Raw genomic sequence first — 25722 nt, 5'->3', positions numbered from 1 at the left:
AATGTTAAAGTTGATTTAAAATAATAAATATTAGTTTAGTTGTTTAAAAAAACGCCAAATGGATTGGCGTTTTTTATTTATTTAAGTTTCCCAAATAAATGCAAGTAAACCTACTATAATTTCCAATATAACCCTCCTCCAAATTTTGCATGCTCAAGTTTGTAAATCATTAAATTTTCTCCTCCAATTTAATAAATATGTTAATCATTATTATGCAATTCTTTGACAAAAAAGTTTTTTCGCCAAAAGACGATTAATCTTCCATTAAATCTGAATTATTTACGTTAAATTAATTGTAAATAACCATCCTCCAATTATTCGAAACAAAAACAGGTATTATACGTAAATATAAAAAAAGCTTAAATTAAGTATGGAGGGGTTACATTGATTAAAATAAGAGCTCTTGTTATACCGATGTTTTGTTTGACACTTGCAATCCTTGTAGTCGGTTGTTCATCAGAGACTGAAGATGAAAACATCAAAGTGATTAAATCGGTACTACAACAACAATTTACATCTGACCAAGAATTAATTGAAATATTAGATAGGTTCACAAATACCTCAACTGAACTAGAGGATTATCTGGACGAACAATACAAGTCTTATTTTACTGAAAATTATTATTATGGATTTATTGGTTCTCATGCGATGACTTATCAATTAACTGCACATTATGAAAACTACATCATTAGTGTTAAAAGTATTGACATCAAACAAAATGAAGCAACAGAAGGTGCCTATAATTTTACCGTAAATGTGATATACAAGAAGGAAGGTGCAGGAGAAAAGCAAGCAAAAGTAATGGGAAGAGCACATATATACGAACAAGGGAAAATATCCCACATGTATTATTTGAACGACAACGGATTATATAAATCGTTAAAAGGCATGTGATCCTCGCCTGGCTTAGAGAGGAAAATGAAATCAATTATCCTTGATCCATTTTCATTACAAAACTATGAAAATGCCTCCCAGATTTATTTTTGGGAGGCACTTTTTTGTTTAATCATTTTTTCTATAGAAACACTATTTTTTCATATTTTTCAGCTATACACTCTATCGAATAGTTATCAGCAGATGATAACTATTTTATTCCTTATTTCTGAAATCAAAATTTTTATTCTAAAAATCGATCCATATTCCGTGATTATGAAAGCATTTATTTTAAAGAAACATCTCCAGATAAAGCCCTTGCTTTTATAGTATATTCCCCAGAACCAATTTTCCCGAAAACTTGAGAACTAGATTTTTCTTCATATAAATAACCTTCTCTTTTAACTACGATATCGCCCGAAGTGGTTTTAAAATCTAATGATAAACTTTCATTATCCTGCTCGATGTCAATTGTGATATTACCACTCATTGTTTTGGCATTTATATCCCCTTGAATCTCATCATTCATTATTTTTATATTGCCACTCACTGCTTTTAAAACCGATGATTTTGCTACATTGTTTGTAAGCTGAAGATTACCGCTAGTTGCTTCCATAGTTAGTGAATTGTTTATGATATTATCTGATATGATATCACCACTTGACGATTCTATGGTGAATTTAGAAGACACAGTACCATCCTTCGCTGAAACATTCCCAGAAGAAGTAAATAACTGCGCATTCTCTGCTTGGAATTGTTCAACCTCAACATCCCCAGAGTTTGTAGATAGGTTTAGCTCCTTTGTTTGTAATTCTTTAGCTTGAATATCTCCAGAGGATACATTCACTTTAAATGAATCATATAATTTTTGAGGAATTTCTACACGCAGATCAACCTTAATCATTGAAAATCCTACATTAAAAAGGAGTGGTTTTTGTTTTAGTTTGATTTGTAAAGTGTCTCTAGTTTCTTTTAAACTCAATGAAATTGCCTCTTCGTATCGTTTGCTTGCTTCCCCACTTAATGTGACCTTAATTTCGTCTATATCTGTTGGTATAACAATCACATCTGTGGAACTTGAATTGATATGAATGTTTGTATAGGTTTCACCAGATACTATTTTTTCCTCAAATATATCAACCGTATTGAAAAAATTCTCTCTGAAATTAGCCAGCATCCCTTTGTACTTAGTTCCAATTGGCTTATCTTCTTCTTTCGTTGCTCTATAGTCTGCTAATAGGTCCTTTGCAATCACTTGTGGATCGCCAAGTTCTCTAACAAGCTCTTCTTCTGATTTTCCATTTTCTAATCCGATATCAAAGTGCTCCGAAAAATCATATAAAATCTCTCGTCTGTCTATTTCATGTACATCCTTTAACAATAATTTTAATTGATTCATAAATTCATTTCTATTCATGTTCATTCCCCCTAAATTAATCCGTTTTTTAGTTATTTTCAAAATTATTTTAAAGTAATATTCCCTGAGGTCGTATTTGCTTCTATAATATACTCACCTGATCCAACTTTCCCAATTGCTTTTGAATCCGATTTTTCTTCAAACAAGTTCCCTTCTTTTTTCACATCAACATCTCCTGAAAAAGCTCTTAAATCAAATGAGAAAGATTCATTTTCCTGCTCCAAATCAATCTCAATATCTCCGCTTGTTGTTTTCGCTTTGATATCTCCTTTAAGTTCATTATTGTAAATTACAATATTGCCGCTTAACGTTTCATAACTTGATGATTTTACTATATTATTTATAGAATCTATGTCCCCACTCGAAACCTCCATTGTCAATGAGTTTGTTGTTATATTTTCAGCTTCTATATCTCCACTTAATGCATCAATTATCATATTAGAAGTTACAATTCCATCTTTTGCATTAATATCTCCAGAGGTTGTAGACAACTCTACTTCACTGGACTGCAACCCTTCAATCTCAATATTTCCCGAACCTACAGATAAATTTAAATACTCTGATTTTAATCGCTCAGCTTCTATATCTCCTGAAAGAGCTTCCACTTCAAAGGATTCATATAACTTTTGTGGAACCCCTACTTGCAGATCCACACTATTAATCATAATACCAATATGAAAGGCATTTTTTTGTTTTAATTTAATTTCTAATGCATCCCCATTTTCTTGCACATCTAACTTTAATAAGTCTTCAAATTTTTTACTTGCTTCCCCGTTAATGATGATAGAGATTTCATCATTGACTGTAGGTATAATTTGAACATCTGTTGAGGTTGTTTCGATTTCTATCTTATTAAATTGTTCAGCAGAAATGGTTTTTTCCTCATATATAGTGAAAGTTTTGAAAACATCATCTAAAAATACAACAACACCTATAGCTCCTACAACAATTAAAATTAAGCCTAAGAGAACAAAGTTTTTCATTTTGCTTTTCCTCCCTTAATCACACGAATATTAAATCGGATATAACGAAGTGTTACATTATACAAAAACCTTCCAGTATGAATCATTCCTATACTCATTAAAATCCCTATGCCACACAATAATATGGTTGCAAAAATATTCAGCTCTATATTATCAAAACCGTAAATAATCACTTGAGGTATGAGAAGCAAAGGTGATATAGTCAACACAACTGCTGCTATACTTAAAGCTAGATATGCTCCAAATATTCCTATTACAGGTCCTACTATAAATACAATATTAAAAAAGCTTAAGCTGAAGGTAGCTAGTATTGCTTTATACATATTTCCGATCGATTTATCTTCCTCTGCTTTGGTCACTCGATAATCTGCTAATAAATCCTTTGCGATGACTTTTGGATCTCCAAGCTCTTTTACTAACTCTTCTTCTGATTTGCCATTGGCTAATCCGATATCAAAGTGCTCCAAGTAGTCATATATAATCTCATTTCTATCTGCTTGATTTACACTTTCTAGCAATGACTCTAATTGACTTATAAATTCATTCCTACTCATGTTAATACCTCCTCAATAAAATCATTCACCGCACTTGAAAACTGGTTCCACTCTTTAACTAATAAGTTCATATAGTCGGTTCCCTTTTCCGTTAAAGAGTAATATTTCCGCGCAGGTCCTTCTGTAGATTCAGCTAAATAAGTTGATAAATATTCTTCTTTAGTTAATCTCCTTAAAAGTGGGTATAACGTTCCATCAGCTACTTCAATTTTTCTAGAAATGTTTTGAGCTAATTCATAACCATACTGGTCTTTCTTTGAGATTAGAACTAGCACACATAGTTCAAGAACTCCCTTTTTAAACTGAACGTTCATGCCCCTACCTCCTTCTTTTATATTCACTATTGAATAATGTATAGTAGTTAATCAAAAAAATATCCTAATTTTTTCCTCACGTATATAATACTACACACTAGTGAACAATGCAAGGTACTGAATATATTTTTTTTAATTTTATTTTTGAATGCAAAAAAAACACCGATTATCTAATATATAACCGATGTTTTTTTGATATAACTTTCTGTTTTATCATATTCACTAAGAGGTCTAAATCCTCTGGATAAACGTGTTCAATGCTTTATATGTCAGTTAGAGATTTCCACTCAGCATCATCTATCGTATGATCAGGAATTTAAAGATGATCTCTTGATAATCAAGGACCAAATCCATAGTAGATTTGGTCCTCTGTTTTTTGTAACTATGTATTTATTGTATCGCAACCGCAGAACCTATAGGCACGATATGTATCCATGTTTTACCTGATAATAATGGAATTTCCTGTTGATTTTCATCAAAGGCACGGATGATTCCTCCAACATATTCCCATGTAATAGACTTCGCTTTTCCAGATTGAATGATGTAACCAGTTCCTGGCCCATATACATCCACATCTCTACGCCCGAGATTATCTAAAACATAGTGACTTGCTTCAGCAATCAGAATGTTGTCGGCTACAAGCTGCTCCTCAGTTTCACGATCTTTATGTGCTTCCCCCGCCATGTAACGATAGTATACATTTTCTTCTTCGTTAAATTCATAGTTCACTTTATATCCAAGAAGATAAGGAATTTCTACCTCACTAGCAGGATCTCCATCTAAAATTGTTTCTATATCTGCAAATGTCAAATCAACATCTGCCCAAGTGTCACGGTAACCTTTATTCGAAGCCCCTTCTCTTATTAACTCTGTATTTGTATAAAGATTATGTGGAGGTCTTCGATCATCACTTCGCCAATAGTACGCTCCGTCACCATATACCTCATCAAAATTAGGAAGACCACGTTGTGAAATCATATTCATCGCTTCCTGACTCCAACCTGCATGCACAATTAAAGCATCCAGCCCTTCTCCAACTTCAACAAAATACGGTCTAATACTGCGTACAGGTCCAATTATTTCTGGCGATTCACTTTGATACACCGCTACAAATCTAGTAATTTCACCTTCAGCTAAGATTTCATATACGATATCTGCTTGATGCAATCCGCTCTGTGGTCTTGCATTAGGTGAATTTTCAACCATGACCATTACAGGACGTTCTAATGCTTCTTCTTCAGTCCCTAATCCAGTAAAAGGAAAAGAAAATGGATATTCAATCACAGGTTCTTCGTCTGGCTCTTCAATATCAATTGGTTCTTCATCAATGACTACCTCTACGGGTTCAGTCTCTTCTTCTTCAATTTCTGCTGATGGATTTTCTCCGCATCCAACAAAAATCACTGTAAAACTTAATAACAAAATAAAAATCCCTAAACTTCTCATCCTCACGAATCAATCACCTGCTATGAATTTTTTTGATATATTTAGCAATTCTATTAAACCACAGATATGTTGTTTTTTACAGCTAAAAATTTCCTCTGATGGCAACAATCTCTTTACATTCATTAATCAAATGATGTGATGATATAGGACGAAGTGTTTAAATTTTATATCATGACGAAATACTATCCCATGCTTCAAAATAAGAAACATTTAAATCAAATAAAGAAAGTCGCCTATTCGTGATACTTATGATTTTAAATATATGTAAATTTTGTGTTTTTTCTGTTAAATATTGAAATCATTTTCTAGCATCTTGTATTCTAAGGCAGTAATCAGCAAGATATATATATGTCAAAGAGCTGAGGGACTTCATTAGTGACTGACCAATTCATAGCAGTTTTTTTGTGTAAATATGCAGTTTGAAGTAAAGCTTTATAGGTGATAGCATTATGAAGTATTAAAAAAAACATTGAGGAGTGGATGTTATCCAACATTTAAAACTAAAGTATGCCAGTCACATGAACAAAGCTATGTATCAAGCTCATGGAGTCAGTTATGAACAGTACAATGCCTGTTTTAAAACCCGCCAAGCTATTGAGAAAAAAAGAGAAAAAGAGTATATCTCCCACAAAAAATTCTTATCAAGCCTGAATTAAACCCCGATAAATATTAACAAATATGAATAATTTCTTATTAAGAATATGATGGGCACAATCATACTGAAACTTTAAGAAGAGATTTTTTTTCTTGATACTCAGGACGATGTGCCTATTTTATTTGTCTTAAAATGTGAAGATTATTTTGGCGTACTACCCGCCTTATCATAGCGAGTACAACCCCATCGAGAGAATTTGGGGAAGATTAGAGTAAACACTGGAACGGTGATTTACTCCATAACGAAGAAATGGTTTACGCCATTGCCTAAAGGATGACTTAGCGAGGGAAATCATCATAAAGATTCTTAAATTGCAAAAAAACGCCATCCTATTGACAGCGTTTCTTGATTTGTTTATTCATTTTATAATATTAGTCTCTAGATAGACCTAAAAACTGCAATAAATATAAAAATAAGTTGATAAAACTTAAATATAAACTAAGCACTGCTAGAGGAATCATTTCATCTGGTACTCCATGTTTATAACGTGAAATATCATAGAGAATGAATCCTGAGAAAATTAAAATTCCTGCAAATGAAATAGCAAGTCCCATTACTCCATCGTTTAAACCTGGAAGAAATAATCCAATTAAACTCAAACCAATTAATGCAAATAATCCAACCATCAATATTCCGCCTAAAAAGCTAAAATCTCTTTTTGAATTATAAGCATATACTGACAAACCAACAAAAATTAATACGGTTAACAATAATGCAGTTGTAACTGTTGCTCCTGCACCTCGAGATACATAAGCACCGATAACGCTATACAACGTTATTCCACTTATAAAACAGAAAATATACGTAAATGCATAACCGATTGGCTTCCCTCTACGACGAATAAACATCGAAGCAAAAATCATTACTAGTTGTACAATCACTAGCGGAAACATTAAAACTGGATCTACTCTTGTCCCAACTAAAGTTCCCACAAACGAGATCAGTAGAGAGATTGTAAACATTCTCATCAACTTATGAAACGAATAATTATAAGTATCCTCGTATTCACCTGTAAATGTTTGATTTTGCTGATACTCCATATTACTTAACTCCTCACTTTCAATCATAAAAATTAATCAAGATAATAGTATTTTACCATATATCTATATGTTTTGCTTTTCCAACTATGATTTTAATCACATAAATCTTAATCAATAAAAGGTAGTTCAATCCATCACTTGATTATAAAACCTACAAGATAAGATCACAACCTATTAAAGACTGTGGATATGTTAAGCATTGATATATTTGTACACAGTTAATTAATGAAAACGAGGAAGGACTTATTCAGTTATGTGATGAAATTGTGGATAAATTAATTATTCAAAGATTTTAGATACAAAACTGTAACACACGATAATGAGTAACAGCTTTTTTAGTTATTTACCTTGAATATATTGAATAACTTCCTCAGCATATCCATCAGGTTCAGCAATTCTAGGAAAATGAGCACTTTTATCATATGTTATAATTTGTGCATTGTTCACATTCTTCATAACGAAATCATGTTGGTGTTCACAGAGAACAGGATCATATTTACCATGAATGATTAGTGAAGAGTGAGGCAGTTTTTGAAGTTTATCTAACATACTTTTGTACATTGTTTGATCTGTATGTAATTTGTTGAAATGTACTTGAGCCTGAGGTAATCTATCTATAGTTTCACTAGCTATTAAAAATAAAGATTTTCCTAATCTTTCAGCTTGAAAATGCATAAAATCATAGCAACTAGTTCCAGGTCCTCCGTGTTAATAAAGTAGAGGTTGTGCAGATGGATCACCATGAGTTTCTACATAAATTTGATGTCCATTAATGTTTAATAATTCTCCCATGTTTACCTCCTTGAGATGCAAAAAAACTGCTGCTACCACTAATAGTGAGCACCAGCTTTTTTTGGTTCATATCATTTTTTTCTCTTAACTATGATTGTTGTGCAACTAGTGCTTTTTGTGCTATATCCGTACGATAGTGTTTTCCATCATATTGAATTTTTTCAACATCTGCATATACTTTTTGTCTTGCTCCTGCAATATCTGCTCCTGTTGCAGTCACGCCTACCAAACGTCCACCATTTGTGACGATTTTCCCGTCCTTTAACGCTGTTCCAGCATGGAAAACAACGGATTCTTCTACTTGATCCAAACCTGTCATTGGAATGCCTTTTTCATATGAACCTGGATAACCACCTGAAGATAAAACTACACAAACTGCAGCTTCTTCACTCCAGTTAATTTCTATGTCCTGCAATGTACCATTTATCGTCGCTAAGAAAATTTCTGCTAAATCTGATTGTAAACGCGGAAGTACCACTTGCGTTTCTGGATCGCCGAATCGACAGTTAAATTCAATTGTTTTTGGTCCATTTTCCGTAATCATAAGACCAGCATATAAAATGCCTTTGAAGGTTCTTCCTTCACTCACCATTGCTTTTGCAGCTGGAATAAGAATCGTTTCAATCGCTTCATCCACAACAGCCTGTGGAATATGAGGGACAGGTGAATAAGTTCCCATTCCTCCTGTATTTGGTCCTTTATCGCCATCAAATATTGGTTTATGATCCTGAGATGGAACCATAGGACGCACAACTTCTCCATCCACAAACGCTAAGATTGACATCTCTTGACCCTGCAAAAACTCTTCAATAACTACATTATTACCAGCCTCACCAAACACCTTGTCCAGCATCATGTCTTTTAAAGCCGCTTCTGCTTCTTCCATAGTCTGTGCAACAATCACACCCTTACCTGCTGCCAAACCATCCGCTTTAATTACAATAGGCACTTTTTGTTCATGTAAATATTGAAGTGCATTTTCATAAGAATCAAAGGATTCATATACTGCTGTAGGAATGTTGTATTTTTTCATTAGGTCTTTAGTAAATACTTTACTTCCTTCGATAATTGCTGCATTTTTTCTAGGTCCAAACACTGGGATGTTCTTTTCTTCAAAATAATCCACAATACCTGCAAAAAGAGGGTCCTCTGGTCCAACAACAACGAAATCAATGTTATTGTCTATTGCAAAGTTTCCTAACTCTTCAAAGCTGTGTTCATTAATATCCACACATTCAGCTAATTCAGCAATCCCCGCGTTTCCTGGAGCACAATATATCTTCTCTACTTTTGGACTTTTATTTAATGCCCAAATAATCGTATGTTCTCTTCCGCCTCTACCTATAACAAGAACTTTCAATTTTTTTACCCCCTATTCAAAATGATAAACAACACTGTATACCATTTATGAGATTATTTGAAGTTACACATTATTATATTATCTATTTCCTAGTGTTTAAAATGTCTCACACCTGTAACAACCATCGCAATACCATGCTCATTCGCTACCTTTATAGATTCTTCATCACGAATTGAACCACCTGGTTGAATGACTGCCTTAATACCAGCCTTTGCAGCTAATTCTAATGTGTCCCCCATTGGGAAAAATGCATCAGATGCCAAAATTGAACCTTGTGCTTTTTCTCCTGCTTGCTCAATCGCAATATTCGCAGCTCCAACACGATTCATTTGTCCAGCACCTACTCCGATAGTCATATTGTCGTTTGCTAATACAATAGCATTGGACTTCACATGTTTGACAACCTTCCAACCAAATAATAATTGTTTTAATTCTTCCTCAGTTGGTTGACGATCAGTCACAACCTTAATATCTTCATCTTTCAATTGATGTGTATCATTATCTTGAATCAACATTCCATCATCTACGGAAGTAATGATTTGATCTTGTTTGTTGTCTTGCTTTGCTGCACCTAATTTCAATAAACGAATGTTTTTCTTTTGAGTTAACACTTCTATTGCTTCTTCAGTATAACTAGGTGCGATGATGATTTCTAAGAAAATCTCATGTAGTTTTTCTGCTATTTCTTTTCCGATCTCACGGTTAAAAGCTACTATCCCACCAAAAATAGATACTGGATCTGCTTCATAAGCTTTTTGATATGCCCCTTCAATCGTTTCCCCAATGCCTACTCCACAAGGGTTCATATGTTTTACGGCTATTACTGCTGGTTCATTAAACTCTTTTAAAATTTGCAGAGCCGCATTAGCATCGTTGATATTGTTGTAGGAAAGCTCTTTTCCATGTAATTTTTCGGCCGTTGTAATATTACCTTCATCTGCTAATGGTTTACGGTAGAATGCTGCTTTTTGATGAGGATTTTCTCCATAGCGCAAATCTTGTACTTTTTCATAAGTCACCGTATATCTCTCTGGAAACTCTTCACCCATTTGTTGAGAAAGGTAGTTTGAAATAAGGGAATCGTATGCGGCAGTATGACGAAATACTTTTGCTGCTAGTTTTTTTCTAGTTTCAAGTGTTGTATCTTCACTGCTTTTAATCTGTTCGATCACTTCAGCATAATCGTTGGAGTCTACTACAACGGATACAAACGCATGATTTTTTGCTGCAGATCTTAACATCGTTGGTCCACCGATATCGATGTTTTCGATTGCATCCTCGTAAGTCACATCTGGTTTTTCTATCGTTTGCTGGAAAGGATATAGGTTTACAACAACTAAATCGATGTAATCTAATTCAAGCTCCTTCATTTGCTGTTGATGTTTTTCGCTGTCACGTACTGCTAGTAGTCCGCTGTGTACTGCTGGATGAAGGGTTTTTACTCTGCCATCCAATACTTCAGGAAAACCTGTAACCTCGGAAATACCGATAACAGGTACACCACTTTCTTCTAATAGTTTTTTCGTTCCTCCAGTTGAAATGATCTCTACTCCTAATTTGGATAACTGATCAGCAAATTCTACAATACCTGTTTTGTCCGATACACTGATCAATGCTCTTTTTATGCTCACTTGTTTTTTCCTCCCTGTAAATTGAATTTATTTATGTTATGCCCGTAACAATAGGCTCTTCTCCGTCTAAAAGAAAGAGTCTGATGGGTATAAGTTCATGTCGTTTGAATAAGTATGAATTTATTTGAAAATAAGGCCATTTTTTTCCTCTATTTTTAGTTTTTAATCTGCCAAAGATGTGGGTCCCCGAAAAGTAATCGGAATAATCATCCTTGAATCTTGTTCACTTTTTCGATCTACTTTCAGATTCCGGGGTCCCCGAAAAGTAATAGGTTATACTATAAAACTTCAATTCACTTTTTGGGGTAATACATTTACTTTCCTATCCTGTAATTGAACTCTACCTTCAGCTATCCAATCAATTACTTCTGAATAAATCCGATGCTCAACCTTATGGATGTTATTCTCTAGCTGCTCTAAAGTATCTGATTCTTCAATAATTACTGACTCCTGATTGATAATTGGCCCTGTGTCCATTCCATTATCAACGAAGTGAACTGTTACACCTGTTACTTTTACTCCATACTCATACGCTTGTCCGATAGCATCCAAACCTGGAAATGATGGTAAGAGCGATGGATGTATATTTATCATTTTTCCATAATAAGGTTTAACTAAAGTATCTGTTACTAAACGCATATATCCAGCTAGTACGATGAGGTCAATTTGTTTCTTTTGTAATTCTTTTACGATCTCTTGCTCGTATGCTTCCCTTGAAACATATTCTTTAGGACGAAATGCAAAAACAGGGATATTGGCTATTTCTGCTCTCTCAATGACTTTTGCCCCAGGTTTGTCACAAACAAGAAGCTCGATACTCAGATCCAGCTTCTTCTCTTGAATATGATCTATAATCGCTTGAAAATTTGACCCGCTTCCTGATGCAAATACAGCTATGCGAAATGAACTCATTCTATTTCATCTCCATTAAAGGTGACCTTTTGAGTTCCTTTTGTCACCTTACCAATCTGGTATATTGATTCTCCTTGTTCTTCTGCAATACGGATTACTTCGTCTGCATCACGCTCAGATACTACGATCACCATACCAATTCCCATATTAAAGGTACGGAACATATCCGCTTTACTAATGTTTCCTTTACTTTGCAATAATGAGAAGATAGCAGGTATATCCCATGCACCATCCTTAATATCCACATTCACACCTTCAGGTAAAACACGAGGAATGTTCTCGATAAATCCGCCACCCGTAATATGTGATAACCCTTTTAATTGAACTTTCTCCAACATGGATAAAACAGGCTTCACATACAATTTCGTCGGTGTTAAGAGCACATCACCAAGTTTGCCGTCCAATTCTTCTATGTGATCATCTAATTGAAATCCAGCATCCTCAAGCAACAATTTGCGAACTAATGAAAAACCGTTGCTGTGCACCCCGCTAGATGCTAAACCAAGTACAACGTCTCCATCTTGAATCGTAGAGCCATCTATCATTTTCTTTTTATCTACTACTCCTACAACAAAACCAGCTATATCATATTCACCTTCAGAGTACATGCCTGGCATTTCTGCTGTTTCCCCACCGATTAAAGCACAACCAGATTGTTTACAACCGTCAGCAATCCCTTTAACAATGGATTCTATTTTTTCAGGTACGACTTTATCACAAGCTAAATAGTCTAAGAAGAATAAAGGTTCCGCTCCTTGAACAATAATATCGTTCACACACATTGCTACAGCATCGATGCCAATTGTGTCATGCTTATTCATTGCAAAAGCAAGTTTTAACTTTGTGCCTACACCATCTGTGCCAGATACAAGGATAGGTTCCTCATACTTTTCTTTATTTAATGAAAATAAACCACCGAATCCACCAAGATCTGTTAACACCTCTGGACGAAATGTGTTTTTTACGTGTTTTTTCATTCGTTCAACCGCTTCATTACCAGCATTAATGTCTACACCAGCTTGTTTGTAAGCATCGGACATTTTCTCTCACTCCTCAGAACAAAATGTATTCAAAAGTATGTTTATATTTCTAAAAAATCATTAAAACATTACAAAAATCTATTAACAAGAAGGTACTTTCGTTGGGTATTTCTCATCAAAACAAGCGAAACACATCCCATGCGTGCTCACTTCTTTTCCTGCTGATTTAATTAATCCTTCTTGGCTTAAAAAGTAAAGTGAATCCGCATTGATGGTTTGTCTGATTTCTTCAACTGACTTAGAAGAAGCAATCAATTCTTCTCTACTTGGTGTATCAATCCCATAAAAACAAGGGTTTTGGAAAGGAGGAGAACTGATTCTAACATGAACTTCTGTTGCTCCTGCTTCACGCAGCAAATTGACAATTCTTCTGCTTGTTGTGCCACGAACGATAGAATCATCAATCATAATGACTCTTTTTCCTTCAACTACTTTACGAACCGCACTCAACTTCATTTTAACACCTTGCTCACGAAGCTCTTGATTTGGTTGAATAAATGTTCTGCCTGTATATCTATTTTTAATTAATCCTAATTCATAAGGAATTCCCGTTTGTTCTGCAAACCCAATTGCTGCTGAAATACTGGAATCTGGAACACCTGTTACTACATCTGCATCCGTAAAAGATTCGATTGCCAACTGTCTACCCATTTGCTTACGTACTGTATGGATGTTATTGTTCTCAATGTCACTGTCTGGACGTGCAAAGTAGATATATTCCATAGAACATAAAGCTCTTTGTTTAGGTTCAGAGAATCGATCTTCTCTCATTCCGTTCTCATCTAAAATAATCATTTCACCTGGGTTTAGATCACGTATTGCTGTTGCCCCCACAGAATCAAACGCACAGGTTTCTGAAGTGAAGAGAAAAGCATCCCCAAGCTGTCCCATTGCAAAAGGACGTAACCCATGAGGGTCTAATGCGGCTATTAGTTTCTTTTGAGTCATAAAAAGAAACGCATAAGCTCCTTCTACTTGTTGTAAAGCTTCCTTCACTGCATCTTCTAGTTTTTCATGTTTGGATCTCGCAATTAAATGGGCAACAACTTCAGTATCACTTGTAGTTTGAAAAATAGAGCCTTGCTGCTCAAGTTTTTTTCTTATTTCTGGTGCATTCACCAAATTTCCGTTCGTTGCAAGTGCTAAGTCGCCTTCTTTATATTTAAATACGAGAGGTTGAGCATTGTTGATTCCACTTTCACCTGATGTCGAATAACGGACATGACCGATTCCAATAGAACCTGATAATTCAAGAAGTTTATCATTTTCAAAGGTCTCTTTCACTAACCCCATACCTCTGTGGTAGTGAAATTGAGAGCCGTCTGATGTACAAATCCCCGCACTTTCCTGTCCTCTATGCTGCAAGGAATGAAGACCATAATAAGATAGGAAAGAAGCCTCGGCGTGTCCAAACACACCAAAGACTCCACATTCCTCTTTTAACTTATCAAAAAATTCAGGGTCCATCCCTTCGTTGTAATAATTGCCTGTCCAAAGTGGGTATTTTACTTCATAAGACATGGAATCGCATCCTTCCAAACCTTTTCTAGTTGTTCTACTGAAGACTGAATAGCTTGTTGACCGTCAACCTTGATGTTAAGGTTTGAGCTGCCTGTTACTTTCCCTATGATTTGATAAGGTACCGCTTGCTCTGTAAGCCACTGTTCTAATTGCTCTACTTCTTCAGCAGAAGCAGTTAATAAAATTCTAGACTGACTTTCACTGAATAAAGCTAAATCTGGACGTAAATCAGACTGAAAGTTGACCTCTGCACCTTTTTCCCCACTGATACATGATTCTGACAATGCAACTGCTAAACCACCTTCAGATAAATCATGTGCAGATGCAACAAAACCTTTTTGAATCGCTTGAAGCACTGTATCTAATAATCTTTTTTCTGTATTTAAGTCTAAAACAGGAGGTTTTCCTTCCGTTTGTCCATGAACAATCTTTTGGAACTCACTTCCACCTAATTCGTTCTTTGTTTCACCTAATAAGAAAATGATATCTCCGTCATTCTTAAAACCTTGAGTCGTAATATGGTCAACATCATGCACAAGTCCAACCATTCCGATCACTGGCGTAGGGTTGATAGCACCCTTGCTGTTTTCATTGTATAAACTTACGTTACCACCAATAACAGGTGTATTTAATACGTTACACGCTTCAGCAATACCCTCTGCTGATTGATCCAGCTGCCAGAAGATTTCTGGTTTGTCTGGATTTCCGAAATTCAAATTGTCTGTAATCGCAAGTGGTTCAGCACCTGAGCATACGATGTTTCTAGCTGCTTCACTTGTCGCGATTTTCCCACCTACCTCTGGATCCAAGTAAACAAAACGGCTGTTACAATCTGTTGTCATCGCTAAAGCTTTACGTGTACCGCGAATCGTTACAACAGCAGCATCTGACCCAGGTTGTACCGCTGTGCTTGTGCGTACCATATAATCATATTGATTATATACCCATTCCTTACTTGCAACCGTAGGAGATGCTAGAACATCCTTTAAGGCTTGATTTAAATCCACCACTTCTTCATAGGTAAGCTCTAGATTTTGATTGCTCTCGTAATATTCCGGCACCTTTGAAGGTTTATTGTACACAGGACATTCATCAACTAAAGCTGTTACTGGCATGTCCGCAACAAGCTCTCTATGATGGAACAACTTCAAACTTCCGTCATTTGTAACTTTTCCAACCTTAGGACAATCTAATCCCCAACGTTTGAAAATATTAACGGCTTGCTCTTCATGTTCAGGTTTAATGACAAATAACATCCGCTCTTGAGATTCTGACAACATCATCTCGTAAGGTGTCATTCCTTCTTCACGCTGAGGCACTTGATCCAAATACAATTCCATTCCGTTTCCTGCTTTACTCGCCATCTCAGAGCTAGAGCATGTTAAACCAGCTGCTCCCATATCTTGAATACCGAGTACAATACCTGAATCGATCAACTCAAGGCATGCTTCCATCACAAGCTTTTCCATAAATGGGTCTCCAACTTGCACAGCAGAGCGCTTAGCTTGTGTTTCCTCTGTTAATTCCTCTGATGAAAATGTAGCACCATGGATTCCATCACGTCCAGTTGCAGGTCCAACATAAAACACTGGATTTCCTACACCTTCCGCTACTCCTTTTTGAATTTGATCATGATCGATCAATCCAACACACATAGCATTGACTAGTGGATTCCCCTCATAACTATCATCAAAATTAACTTCTCCACCTACTGTTGGAATCCCGATGCAGTTTCCGTATCCTGCAATTCCTTCTACGACATGTTCAAATAAATATTTCACTCGGTCATTGTTCAAATCTCCGAATCTTAAAGAGTTTAATAAAGCAATCGGACGAGCTCCCATGGAAAAAATATCACGAATGATACCACCAACACCTGTTGCAGCCCCTTGATATGGCTCTACAGCGGAAGGATGGTTATGGCTCTCAATTTTAAATACAACTGCTTGATTATCTCCAATATCTACGATTCCAGCACCTTCCCCAGGACCCATGAGTACACGTTCTCCTGTTGTCGGGAATTTTCTTAAAATAGGCTTGGACGTTTTATATGAACAGTGCTCTGACCACATCACGCTGAATACACCAATTTCTGTGTAGTTCGGTTTACGGCCTAAAAAACCACATATTTTTTCGAATTCCTCATCTGTAACCCCAAACTGTTGATAGATTTTCTGATCTGCAATTTGTTCTACTGTTGGTTCTTTAACCGATTGCAACGCCATTTTTTTCCCTCCATGCACTTAAAACTGATGTAAACATTTTTTTACCATCTGCTGATCCTAATATATCGTGAACAGCTCGTTCCGGATGAGGCATCATGCCAAGCACGTTTCCTTTTTCATTGCAAATGCCAGCGATATCTGCCACTGATCCATTTGGATTGTCACCTTCATAAGTGAAAACAATTTGATTGTTTTCTTTTAATGAAGCCAACGTATTCTCATCACAATAGTAGTTTCCTTCCATATGTGCGATTGGGATATCAATCACTTCTCCCAATTTATATTCCTGTGTAAATGGATTCGTATTGTTTTGCACTTTCAGATTGCTGTGATGACAGCGGAACTTTACAGTATTGTTTCTTCTCATCGCTCCAGGCAGTAATCCGGACTCTAATAAAATTTGGAATCCATTACATATGCCAATAATGTATTTTCCTTGTTCTGCAGCTTTTACTACCTCATTCATCACAGGCGCAAATCTAGAAATTGCACCACTTCTTAAATAGTCTCCATAAGAGAAACCGCCAGGTAAAATGATACAATCATATTTTGAAAGGTCTGCCGCTGTATGCCATACATAATCTACAGATTGCCCAACTGTATCTTCGACCGCATTATAACAGTCAATATCACAATTAGATCCTGGGAATACTAGAACTGCAAAGTTCATTGATGATATCCTCCTTAGTTTCAAAAAAAACTTTATTAATAACTCAACAATACGGGTGTGGCTAATGGGACCCCCATGCCGTCAAAACAGGATGTTTTGATGCATCGTTGACCACAAGGACGTGGTGAGATCTTAGTCGGCCTTCATTCCTTCTTAATTTTTATTTTAGTTTAATTCAAATCTATAGTCTTCTATTACTGTGTTTGCTAGCAATTTTTCACACATTTCTGTAATGCGTTGCTCTGCTTCCGTTTTATCTGTTGTATCTAAAGTCAACTCCATATATTTACCGATACGGACGTTATTCACTTCTTGAAAACCCATTGAATGTAAAGCACCTTGTACTGTATTTCCTTGCGGATCTAATACGCTCTCTTTAATCGTTACATAAACGGTTGCTTTTATCATTGTTCTCAATGTCCTCCTAATGACCTATTGATCTAATTTATTTAAAATTTCTTTATATCTCGCAGATGTTTCCTCTACAACTTTTTCCGGCAATGGATCTGGCTCACTATTTTTATCCCAAGTTGAATGTGATAAAAATGTGCGAACAGGCTCTTTATCCATACTATCAATATCTATGTCAAGAGCATACTTTTCTTCAGCCCAATACCTTGAAGAATCAGGTGTGAATATTTCATCTATTAAAATAAGTTCTCCATCTACAAAACCAAATTCAAACTTACAATCTGCTAATATAATTCCTCGCTCTTTACAAAAATCATGCGCAAATTGATATAACTCCAAGCTTTTTACCATCAGTTCAGTCGTTAATGCTTTGCCCACGATTCCCTGCATTTTTTCTACAGGAATATCTTCATCATGCCCTACATCATTTTTTAAAGAAGGGGTAAAGATAGGAACATCCAACTTTTGATTTTTTCTCATACCATCTGGTAATTTAATTCCGTTTATTTCACCATTGTTTTCATATTGTCTCCAGCCTCCACCTGTAATATAGCCTCTGACAATACATTCAATATCAATTCTCTCTGCTTTGCGGCTGACCATTATTCTGTCCTGAAGAAGTTCAGGTTTTTTTATGACATCCTTTAATAAGTTCACATCTGCATGCACCATATGATTCGGTATCATATGTTCTGTTTGATCAAACCAAAACTTGCTTACGAGATTTAGCACTTTCCCTTTGTCGGGAATTCCTGGCTTCAAAATATAATCAAAAGCTGAGATTCGGTCTGTCACAACCATTAAATAGTGTTCTCCTAAATCATATAACTCTCGAACTTTGCCTTTATAAACTAAAGGAGCATCGATGAGATCTACAGCTGTTAACAATGTAGTCGTTGAGTTCAAAGGATAAACCTCCTCTTCAAAATACCCCAAAAAGCCAAAATCCTATTTCATTTACGGGGTCCTAAACCTTTTGTAATGCTATCTTTTTTATTTATAGTAAACCTAAACGTTCGAATATTGTGTTTACATGCTTTAAATGCCAGCTAGGATTAAAGCAATCGTCAATCTCTTCTGCTGTTAAATGCTGAGTAATTTCTGATTCATTTTCCACAATTTCACGGAATGAGATTTGCTGTTCCCATGCTTTCATTGCACGAGGCTGAACAGTGTCATAAGCTTGCTCTCTGCTTAATCCCTTGTCAATTAACATCGTCATCACTCTGCCAGAGAAAGGTACGTCATAGGTTCTCTTCATGTTCTTTTTCATATTTTCAGGGAAGACGGTTAAGTTTTTAACAATAGTTCCAAAACGATTTAACATATAGTTTAGTAAGATTGTTGCATCTGGTAAAATCACGCGTTCAACAGAGGAATGAGATATATCTCTTTCATGCCATAGAGGTACGTTCTCATAAGCAGATACCATATGTCCTCTGATTACTCTAGACAATCCAGAAATATTTTCACTTCCGATTGGATTTCTTTTGTGCGGCATCGCAGAGGAGCCTTTTTGTCCTTTTGCAAATGCTTCTTCTACTTCTCTAAATTCGCTTTTTTGCAAAGCACGAATTTCTGTAGCAAATTTATCTAAAGAAGTCGCAATTAATGCTAGTGTTCCCATATAATCAGCATGACGGTCACGCTGTAATGTTTGTGTTGAAATTGGTGCTGCTTTAGTACCTAATTTTTCACAAACATATTGTTCAATGAAAGGATCAATATTCGCATATGTTCCAACAGCACCAGAGATTTTTCCAAACTCCACACCTTCAGCAGATTTTTCAAAACGTTCTAAATTCCGCTTCATTTCCTCATACCAGAGTGCCATTTTTAAACCAAAGGTAGTTGGTTCAGCATGTACACCATGTGTTCTACCCATCATCACCGTATCTTTATGTTCAATCGCTTTTTCTTTTAATATAGAAATAAATTGTTCAATGTCCTTCTTAAGGATTTCATTCGCTTGTTTTATTAAATATCCGTTGGCTGTATCCACAACATCTGTAGAAGTAAGACCATAATGAACCCATTTACGCTCTGCTCCTAATGTTTCAGATACGGCACGAGTAAAAGCAATTACATCATGTCTTGTTTCTTTTTCTATTTCATAAATTCGCTCGATGTCAAAGCTTGCATTTTCTCTTAACAGCTTAACATCCTCTTTAGGAATGACTCCTAATTCTGACCAAGCTTCGCAGGCATTAACTTCTACCTCCAACCAAGCTTTGAATTTATTTTCCTCTGTCCAAATTGCTGTCATTTCTGGTCTGCTGTAACGTTCTATCATGAAAGAACCCCTTCCTTTTTACCTAGTTGCTTTTTTTCCCAAATACCTGTGTTTTCTATCCAGTCTAACGCTAGATTTATGTCTTTAGTCAACAGATTAATGTGACCCATTTTTCTTTTTTCTTTTGCTTCTTTTTTTCCATATAAATGAACTTTAATAATAACATCTTGATTTGCATTTTGGTGATTCTCTTCCATCCATTTTAGTAACGGATCAACATGCTCACCCAATATATTTACCATCACAACAGGGCATATTAATTCTGAAGATTCCAATGGCAAATTGCATATCGCTCGGATATGCTGTTCAAATTGTGAGGTTTTACAAGCATCCATCGTATAATGTCCTGAATTGTGCGGACGAGGAGCTAGTTCATTTACGTATAATTTCCCATCGCTGGTATAAAACATTTCAACTGCGATCAGACCTACAACATCTAACGTTTCGGCGATGTTTTTGGCTAGTTTCTTTGCTCTATCCTGTACTTTTTGATCTATTCTGGCAGGAACAATAGTGGTATGCAAAATATTATCTATGTGAATATTTTCAGCCACCGGAAATGTACTCACTTGACCTTCTTTATTTCTAGCTGCGACTACAGAGAGCTCTTTTTCAAAACGAATAAATTGCTCTAAAACAAGATCTGTATTCGCCTTTCTCAAAGTATTGTAGGCATCTGAAATTTCTTCTGTAGATCTGATTACCCATTGACCTTTACCGTCATAACCTCCGACCGCTGTTTTCAAAACACATGGAGTACCAAAACGTTGAACTGCATCCACTAGATCTTGTTCGCTTTTAATTTCAGCATAAGGAGCTACAGGTACACTTGCATCTTCAATAGCTCTTTTTTCTCTTAATCGATGCTGAGTGGTATACAACAATTGGCTTCCTTGTGGAACGTATGATTTTTCACTTAACATATCAGCCACTGAAGCATTTACATTTTCAAATTCATACGTGATAACATCAGCACGCTCTGCCAATTTCTCAGCAGCTTGGTAATCATCATATCCAGCAACAATTTGTTCATCAGCAACTTGAGCACAAGGTGCATCTTCAACAGGGTCCAGTGTTATAAAACGGTATCCCATTTGACGTCCTGCTAAAGTCATCATGCGACCTAACTGCCCTCCACCTAAAATACCAATTGTACTTCCTGGAAGAATCACTTGACGTTGTTTCATAAATTTTCACTGCTTTCTAAAACGGCATGTTTTATGCTTTCTCGTCTGTTTGTAATTCGCATCTGTATATCTTCATTAAAGGCACCTAAAATTTGTGCAGCTAATAACCCAGCATTTGTAGCTCCTGCCTTACCTATGGAAACAGTGGCAACAGGAACTCCTCCAGGCATTTGAACAATTGATAATAATGAGTCCAAACCGTTTAAATTAGAAGATTTAACGGGTACTCCGATGACTGGAAGTTCTGTTTTTGATGCAACCATACCAGGAAGATGCGCTGCTCCTCCCGCACCAGCTATAATTACTTTTAAACCTTTAGTAACTGCTGATGATGCATACTCAAACATAAGATCTGGTGTACGATGGGCTGAAACCACTTTCTTTTCATAGGCAATTTCAAGCTCATCAAGTACATCACAAGCGTGTTTCATTGTTTCCCAGTCTGACTGGCTGCCCATAATGACTCCAACCTTAACATTAGCTGACATTTTTTATCCCTACCTTTTATTATAATTATACTTTTAAAAAAACCAAAACTCTTATTGGAGTCTCTCGAAGAGGTTCCCAATACTTCAAATCCTTGATATGATCTGGTGTTCTTCACTTTTTGGGGTAAAAAAAAGTAGGTTCAAAGAACCTACCCATTAAAAGCTACTATGTAAAGTATAAAGATACAGAATATCGTTGAATCGGAGGCGGAACTTCCTATCAGCGATGCTTGGGATTAAATCCCACACTTATCTTAATACTTTGCTCATAGTCCAAAAATTTACGGTTTCTGGGTAGAAACTTTCGGGCCTTATTCCCGATATTATATGAGTAACCATTTCATATTAAATTTATCCCGTATTTCAATTCGCTTTTAGTTTACCAGTGTAACATGGTTGTGTCAACAAATTCACGAACATTTATTATGCTAGTAGTTTTAATGTTCGTTTTTTATCGCATTAAAGTAAGAAAACATACGTGATTTATACAATAAAATTTGGAAATTACATGAAAACATGGTGTAATAATATACTCACGCAAAATATTTATACATCAGGCTTCATTTGATCAATTATTATTCATCCTTTAGGACAAATTGAGTACCATCCCATTCAAAGAAACCTGTATCATACTCACCTATAATATTATTGTAGAACGTTTTTTTAATTGTGCTTTCGTTTACTTTTTCAAAATATTTGATATTCACTTTTTCTTCATTAACTGTTTCTGCATATCCAGTAATCAACAATTCATTAGAATCCATAAAAGGTAAAAGCTCGATTTTATCTTCTTTAATTGTAAAAATTTTAACTAACTTCCCATTGCTTGAAAAGTGCTCTTCAACAGTAAAATCTACAAAACCATCGTTATTATAATCATCAAAGTACTCAAAAACTGGATTTTTTTCACTTGTAATTTCAAAACCATGCTATAATATGTAAACTGTTATTCTATATAAAGGACTGATGAGATGGAAAATGAAAACCATAATAATGAACATAATAATATGACAGAAAAACAGGTGAAATTAAACCCATGGTTTTCTATATGGATTAAACCACGAGCTACGATGAGATCTGTTCTTAATAATAAGCCAGGTAAGGTATTTTTATTGATTTATTTAGGCATGCTTGTAAATTCTTTAGATCAAGCCTCTACAAGAGATATGGGTGATACCTATAGTATGTCAACAGTACTGTTTGCATCGATTGTATTTCCATTATTCACTGGAATTATATATTATTATTTAGCTCCTACCATATTTAGATGGGCTGGAAGTATACTAAATGGACATGGAACCACAGAAGAAGTTAGGTATGCATTAGCTTATTCTTTCATTCCATATGTATACTCTCTTATTATTGTTTGGCTCCCTTCTTTATTGTTGTTCGGAAAAGAGAATTTCACCTATTTGACTCCTAACATAGATAATAGCCCAATTCTCTTTGCATTATTACTCTTGCTACTACTAATAGATCTAGTTATAGCTTGCTGGACAATTATAATCTCTCTAAAATGTTTAGGCGAAGCTCATCAATTCTCAGCTTGGAGAGCATTGGGTGCATCTATCATTGCTTTTTTAATCATATTCGTACCTTTATTATTGATCGGATTAGCTATTGTTCCATTTATCTAATTGAAACAATAATATCCTGTCATTAACAAGATGTCGTTGTTGATAACAATATTAAATCCCCTTTCTTATAATAGAAACGGGGATGTTTTGCTTAGTTAATCAATACATATAGTGAAGATTGTTGAAATGAGTACCGTATTCAAATATACTTTCAACAGGTGAACTATTATTTAGGAGGTCTTCTCTTGAGAAATTACTTACTATTAGGAAGTTTATTAGCCTTTTTGGCTGTAGCTTTAGGCGCTTTTGGATCGCACATATTACAGAGCGAGTTAACGGAGGATCGTTACTCAACTTATCAAATTGCTGTACAATATCATTTATTTGGCTCTTTATCTGTACTTATTGCAGCACTTGTGATGGACAAGTTATCTGGTCATTCTATAAAGTGGGCAGGAAGAATGTTAGTAGCAGGGACAGTCATTTTCCCAGGCAGTATATACATATTAAGTTTAACTGGCATTGGAATTTTCGGAGCTCTTGCTCCAATCGGAGGTACTTCCTTTTTAATTGGATTTTTATTGATTAGTGTAGCTGCTTGGAAGCATAGATGAATTCCCCTCTTATAGTAATTCATGGCAACATAACAACACCTCAAAGTGAAAATAAAAAAATAGCGGTACTGCCACCGCTATTTTTTAAAACTTATATTTAATTCAAAAACTCCATTCGATAATGAATAGTCCCAAATCTTTAGATCATTATCCAAATAATATATCCATAATGTTCCCAAGCTGACCAGATGATTTATTATTTAAAATAGCAGGATTATATACCTCCACAAATCCACAGCCTTCACACGAAACAAATAAAAATCGATTATGTTGAATATCGAACATTTTACTTAATCCAGTTCCAGTCATGGCTACTTCTTTAGTGCGACATTGATTTCCACTGCATTTAGTACATTTAAAATTCCTTTGAATCACAGTTTCAGCACTCATACCCTTTCCTCCTTTTTCAATCACAACTTTTCACATTAATCAACTTCATATGATCTTCACTTTACATTTACGTAATCATAACTTAAGAGGTTTCAAGCGTGATTACCGTAATCTCCGGTCTGCAAAAAAATCGAAAAGGATATATCGTGGTTCCGATACCTCTATTTGTATACACATTCAGAGAATCTCCAACTTCATATAAACCGTTGACATACTTTCTACCCATAGGTGGTGCTATTATATGTCCGAATAAAGGCAACCTTATCTGACCTCCATGACTGTGACCAGAAAGCTGCAAATCAACTGGATAATTCTGAACTTCGTCAGCAATATCAGGCTCATGAGCTAATAAAATTGTGTAAGTGTCTTGATCAATATTTGACAAGGTATGATTTAAATCAGCATTACCATATAAAATATCATCCAAACCAGCTATATTCATCAATGCATTATCTTTTTTCATTTGTATCTTTTCGTTTATAAGCAATTTGAAATCAGAACGACTTAATACTTCTGAAACCTTTAAAGCATTGCTATTTACTTTACCATAATCATGATTACCTAAAACTGCAAACTTGCCATAACGTGCTTTAAACTGTTGTAGTTTAGTTAAATAAGTCTCTAATATTGCTGGATCTTCATCTATCAGATCACCCGTAAAACAGATCAAATCCGGTTCATGAGCATTTACTTGTTTAATAAGATCATCCATATATTGATTATCTGTATGAAAACCAAGATGCATATCGCTAAAATGAATGATTTTTAATCCTGAAAACTGTACTGGAAGCTTATTTGATTTTAACTTAATCTCACTCGTTTGAAGCCATTTCCTTTCACCAAAATAAGAATAAGTTGGAATCGATGCCGCTATGCCTAATAAGGCTAAACCTGTTTTCCACATCTTTTTCAAGAAACTCCTTCTTGATATTTTTTCTTTCATCTAAATCTCTCACATCCCACTAAATACATATGTATACACTTTATCAAATTTATTCATCCTCAACATTAATATGAAATAAATATAACAAAAAAACACTTTGGCAATTCACCAAAAGTGTTTTTTAATTTGCTTGGCAACGTCCTACTCTCCCAGGACCTTGCGGTCCAAGTACCATCGGCGCTGGAGGGCTTAACGGTCGTGTTCGGTATGGGAACGCGTGGCACCCCTCCGCCATCATCACCAAACGATGTACTTTCCATAATCAAACTGCTAAAGTTGATGACTCAACGTAGTAGTTCTAACAATGTAGAAAGTATAAGTGCAACTAACGCTTCTGTCTTCGCCTTATCAGGCTCGTCAATCAGCGAGTTTTCTTTAAGAGTGAC

At 35.4% G+C, this 25722-nt stretch carries 25 protein-coding genes, 1 rRNA gene, 2 pseudogenes and 1 riboswitch; of the genes and pseudogenes, 5 read left to right on the top strand and 23 right to left on the bottom strand.

Translation table 11 applies throughout. From position 1 onward, the window contains the following. Window positions 1-384 precede the first annotated feature (384 nt). The gene (locus tag Q5Y73_RS23665) at window positions 385-894 is read left to right on the top strand and encodes a hypothetical protein (protein WP_305994399.1); all 510 of its coding nucleotides are present in this window, start codon (window positions 385-387) and stop codon (window positions 892-894) included. A 265-nt stretch (window positions 895-1159) separates the two neighbouring features. On the opposite strand, the gene Q5Y73_RS23660 is transcribed toward Q5Y73_RS23665, so the two are convergent. The 5 genes from Q5Y73_RS23660 to Q5Y73_RS23640 all read right to left on the bottom strand — a co-directional run bounded on the left by Q5Y73_RS23660 (window position 1160) and on the right by Q5Y73_RS23640 (window position 5587). Continuing rightward, window positions 1160-2290 carry a DUF4097 family beta strand repeat-containing protein gene (locus Q5Y73_RS23660; protein WP_305994398.1) on the bottom strand — a complete coding sequence of 377 codons (1131 nt, stop codon included), beginning with the start codon at window positions 2288-2290 and terminating at the stop codon, window positions 1160-1162. A gap of 44 nt (window positions 2291-2334) precedes the next feature. Then, window positions 2335-3273, bottom strand: a complete 939-nt coding sequence (locus tag Q5Y73_RS23655) for a DUF4097 family beta strand repeat-containing protein (protein WP_305994397.1) — start codon at window positions 3271-3273, stop codon at window positions 2335-2337. Continuing rightward, window positions 3270-3827, bottom strand: coding sequence for an HAAS signaling domain-containing protein (locus Q5Y73_RS23650; protein WP_305994396.1), 558 nt, complete (start codon window positions 3825-3827; stop codon window positions 3270-3272). Before Q5Y73_RS23650 ends, Q5Y73_RS23655 begins: the two co-directional genes overlap by 4 nt. Next, window positions 3824-4141 carry a PadR family transcriptional regulator gene (locus tag Q5Y73_RS23645; protein ID WP_305994395.1) on the bottom strand — a complete coding sequence of 106 codons (318 nt, stop codon included), beginning with the start codon at window positions 4139-4141 and terminating at the stop codon, window positions 3824-3826. The genes Q5Y73_RS23650 and Q5Y73_RS23645 overlap by 4 nt, the downstream gene beginning before the upstream one ends. Before the next feature lie 390 nt (window positions 4142-4531). Then, window positions 4532-5587: a DUF3048 domain-containing protein gene (locus Q5Y73_RS23640; protein ID WP_305994415.1), complete on the bottom strand. Its 1056-nt coding sequence runs from the start codon at window positions 5585-5587 to the stop codon at window positions 4532-4534. A gap of 518 nt (window positions 5588-6105) precedes the next feature. On the opposite strand from Q5Y73_RS23640, the gene Q5Y73_RS25035 reads away from it, so the two are divergent. After that, on the top strand, window positions 6106-6243 hold the full coding sequence (locus Q5Y73_RS25035; RefSeq protein WP_503366726.1) for a YuzK family famiily protein: 138 nt from the start codon (window positions 6106-6108) through the stop codon (window positions 6241-6243). Window positions 6244-6373: 130 nt separating this feature from the next. After that, window positions 6374-6509 (top strand): annotated as a pseudogene (locus Q5Y73_RS25010) (ISAzo13-like element transposase-related protein); the annotation flags it as partial. A 104-nt stretch (window positions 6510-6613) separates the two neighbouring features. On the opposite strand, the gene Q5Y73_RS23630 reads toward Q5Y73_RS25010, so the two are convergent. From Q5Y73_RS23630 to Q5Y73_RS23560, 15 genes and pseudogenes are all read right to left on the bottom strand, one after another. Beyond that, window positions 6614-7282: a Bax inhibitor-1/YccA family protein gene (locus Q5Y73_RS23630; protein WP_305994394.1), complete on the bottom strand. Its 669-nt coding sequence runs from the start codon at window positions 7280-7282 to the stop codon at window positions 6614-6616. Between the two features lie 630 nt (window positions 7283-7912). Beyond that, window positions 7913-8074: pseudogene (locus Q5Y73_RS24960) on the bottom strand (alpha/beta fold hydrolase); the annotation flags it as partial. An 88-nt stretch (window positions 8075-8162) separates the two neighbouring features. Continuing rightward, window positions 8163-9434: a phosphoribosylamine--glycine ligase gene (purD, locus tag Q5Y73_RS23620; protein ID WP_305994392.1), complete on the bottom strand. Its 1272-nt coding sequence runs from the start codon at window positions 9432-9434 to the stop codon at window positions 8163-8165. Between the two features lie 89 nt (window positions 9435-9523). After that, window positions 9524-11065 (bottom strand): bifunctional phosphoribosylaminoimidazolecarboxamide formyltransferase/IMP cyclohydrolase, encoded by a 1542-nt coding sequence (gene purH / locus Q5Y73_RS23615; protein WP_305994391.1) that lies wholly within the window; start codon window positions 11063-11065, stop codon window positions 9524-9526. Between the two features lie 288 nt (window positions 11066-11353). Next, window positions 11354-11977, bottom strand: coding sequence for a phosphoribosylglycinamide formyltransferase (gene purN, locus Q5Y73_RS23610; RefSeq protein ID WP_305994390.1), 624 nt, complete (start codon window positions 11975-11977; stop codon window positions 11354-11356). Then, entirely contained in the window at window positions 11974-13017 is a 1044-nt protein-coding gene (purM, locus tag Q5Y73_RS23605; RefSeq protein WP_305994389.1) for a phosphoribosylformylglycinamidine cyclo-ligase, read from the bottom strand. The genes purN and purM overlap by 4 nt, the downstream gene beginning before the upstream one ends. Before the next feature lie 81 nt (window positions 13018-13098). Next, window positions 13099-14538, bottom strand: a complete 1440-nt coding sequence (gene purF, locus Q5Y73_RS23600) for an amidophosphoribosyltransferase (RefSeq protein WP_305994388.1) — start codon at window positions 14536-14538, stop codon at window positions 13099-13101. Continuing rightward, complete coding sequence (gene purL / locus Q5Y73_RS23595; RefSeq protein WP_305994387.1) at window positions 14523-16763, bottom strand: phosphoribosylformylglycinamidine synthase subunit PurL; 2241 nt, start codon at window positions 16761-16763, stop codon at window positions 14523-14525. Before purL ends, purF begins: the two co-directional genes overlap by 16 nt. Next, window positions 16744-17433 (bottom strand): phosphoribosylformylglycinamidine synthase subunit PurQ, encoded by a 690-nt coding sequence (gene purQ / locus Q5Y73_RS23590; protein ID WP_305994386.1) that lies wholly within the window; start codon window positions 17431-17433, stop codon window positions 16744-16746. The genes purL and purQ overlap by 20 nt, the downstream gene beginning before the upstream one ends. A 165-nt stretch (window positions 17434-17598) precedes the next feature. Next, on the bottom strand, window positions 17599-17841 hold the full coding sequence (gene purS / locus Q5Y73_RS23585) for a phosphoribosylformylglycinamidine synthase subunit PurS (protein ID WP_305994385.1): 243 nt from the start codon (window positions 17839-17841) through the stop codon (window positions 17599-17601). A 24-nt stretch (window positions 17842-17865) separates the two neighbouring features. After that, window positions 17866-18750 carry a phosphoribosylaminoimidazolesuccinocarboxamide synthase gene (locus Q5Y73_RS23580; protein WP_305994384.1) on the bottom strand — a complete coding sequence of 295 codons (885 nt, stop codon included), beginning with the start codon at window positions 18748-18750 and terminating at the stop codon, window positions 17866-17868. Between the two features lie 91 nt (window positions 18751-18841). Beyond that, complete coding sequence (gene purB / locus Q5Y73_RS23575) at window positions 18842-20137, bottom strand: adenylosuccinate lyase (RefSeq protein WP_305994383.1); 1296 nt, start codon at window positions 20135-20137, stop codon at window positions 18842-18844. Beyond that, window positions 20134-21324 (bottom strand): 5-(carboxyamino)imidazole ribonucleotide synthase, encoded by a 1191-nt coding sequence (gene purK, locus Q5Y73_RS23570; RefSeq protein WP_305994382.1) that lies wholly within the window; start codon window positions 21322-21324, stop codon window positions 20134-20136. The genes purB and purK overlap by 4 nt, the downstream gene beginning before the upstream one ends. Beyond that, complete coding sequence (purE, locus tag Q5Y73_RS23565; protein WP_305994381.1) at window positions 21321-21812, bottom strand: 5-(carboxyamino)imidazole ribonucleotide mutase; 492 nt, start codon at window positions 21810-21812, stop codon at window positions 21321-21323. Before purE ends, purK begins: the two co-directional genes overlap by 4 nt. A gap of 249 nt (window positions 21813-22061) precedes the next feature. Further along, a riboswitch (purine riboswitch) is annotated at window positions 22062-22163 on the bottom strand. A 224-nt stretch (window positions 22164-22387) separates the two neighbouring features. After that, on the bottom strand, window positions 22388-22576 hold the full coding sequence (locus Q5Y73_RS23560) for a hypothetical protein (RefSeq protein ID WP_305994380.1): 189 nt from the start codon (window positions 22574-22576) through the stop codon (window positions 22388-22390). Window positions 22577-22783: 207 nt separating this feature from the next. Here Q5Y73_RS23560 and Q5Y73_RS23555 point away from each other — a divergent pair, with 207 nt between their 5' ends. Both Q5Y73_RS23555 and Q5Y73_RS23550 read left to right on the top strand, forming a co-directional pair. Further along, window positions 22784-23449 carry a Yip1 family protein gene (locus Q5Y73_RS23555; protein WP_305994379.1) on the top strand — a complete coding sequence of 222 codons (666 nt, stop codon included), beginning with the start codon at window positions 22784-22786 and terminating at the stop codon, window positions 23447-23449. A gap of 185 nt (window positions 23450-23634) precedes the next feature. Then, window positions 23635-24003: a DUF423 domain-containing protein gene (locus Q5Y73_RS23550; protein WP_305994378.1), complete on the top strand. Its 369-nt coding sequence runs from the start codon at window positions 23635-23637 to the stop codon at window positions 24001-24003. Between the two features lie 147 nt (window positions 24004-24150). Here the strand turns inward: Q5Y73_RS23550 and Q5Y73_RS23545 are convergent, their stop codons facing one another. The 3 genes from Q5Y73_RS23545 to rrf all read right to left on the bottom strand — a co-directional run bounded on the left by Q5Y73_RS23545 (window position 24151) and on the right by rrf (window position 25581). Continuing rightward, window positions 24151-24393 (bottom strand): zinc ribbon domain-containing protein, encoded by a 243-nt coding sequence (locus Q5Y73_RS23545; protein WP_305994377.1) that lies wholly within the window; start codon window positions 24391-24393, stop codon window positions 24151-24153. Between the two features lie 82 nt (window positions 24394-24475). After that, window positions 24476-25297, bottom strand: a complete 822-nt coding sequence (locus Q5Y73_RS23540; protein ID WP_305994376.1) for a metallophosphoesterase — start codon at window positions 25295-25297, stop codon at window positions 24476-24478. Between the two features lie 167 nt (window positions 25298-25464). After that, window positions 25465-25581: ribosomal RNA gene (rrf, locus tag Q5Y73_RS23535) — 5S ribosomal RNA — on the bottom strand. Between the last annotated feature and the right edge of the window lie 141 nt (window positions 25582-25722).

It is taken from the genome of Chengkuizengella axinellae (assembly GCF_030730905.1).
Lineage (GTDB): Bacteria > Bacillota > Bacilli > Paenibacillales > KCTC-33759 > Chengkuizengella > Chengkuizengella axinellae.
The sequence above is the reverse complement of the archived record's forward strand: the minus strand, read 5'-3'. Positions and strand labels throughout refer to the sequence as shown.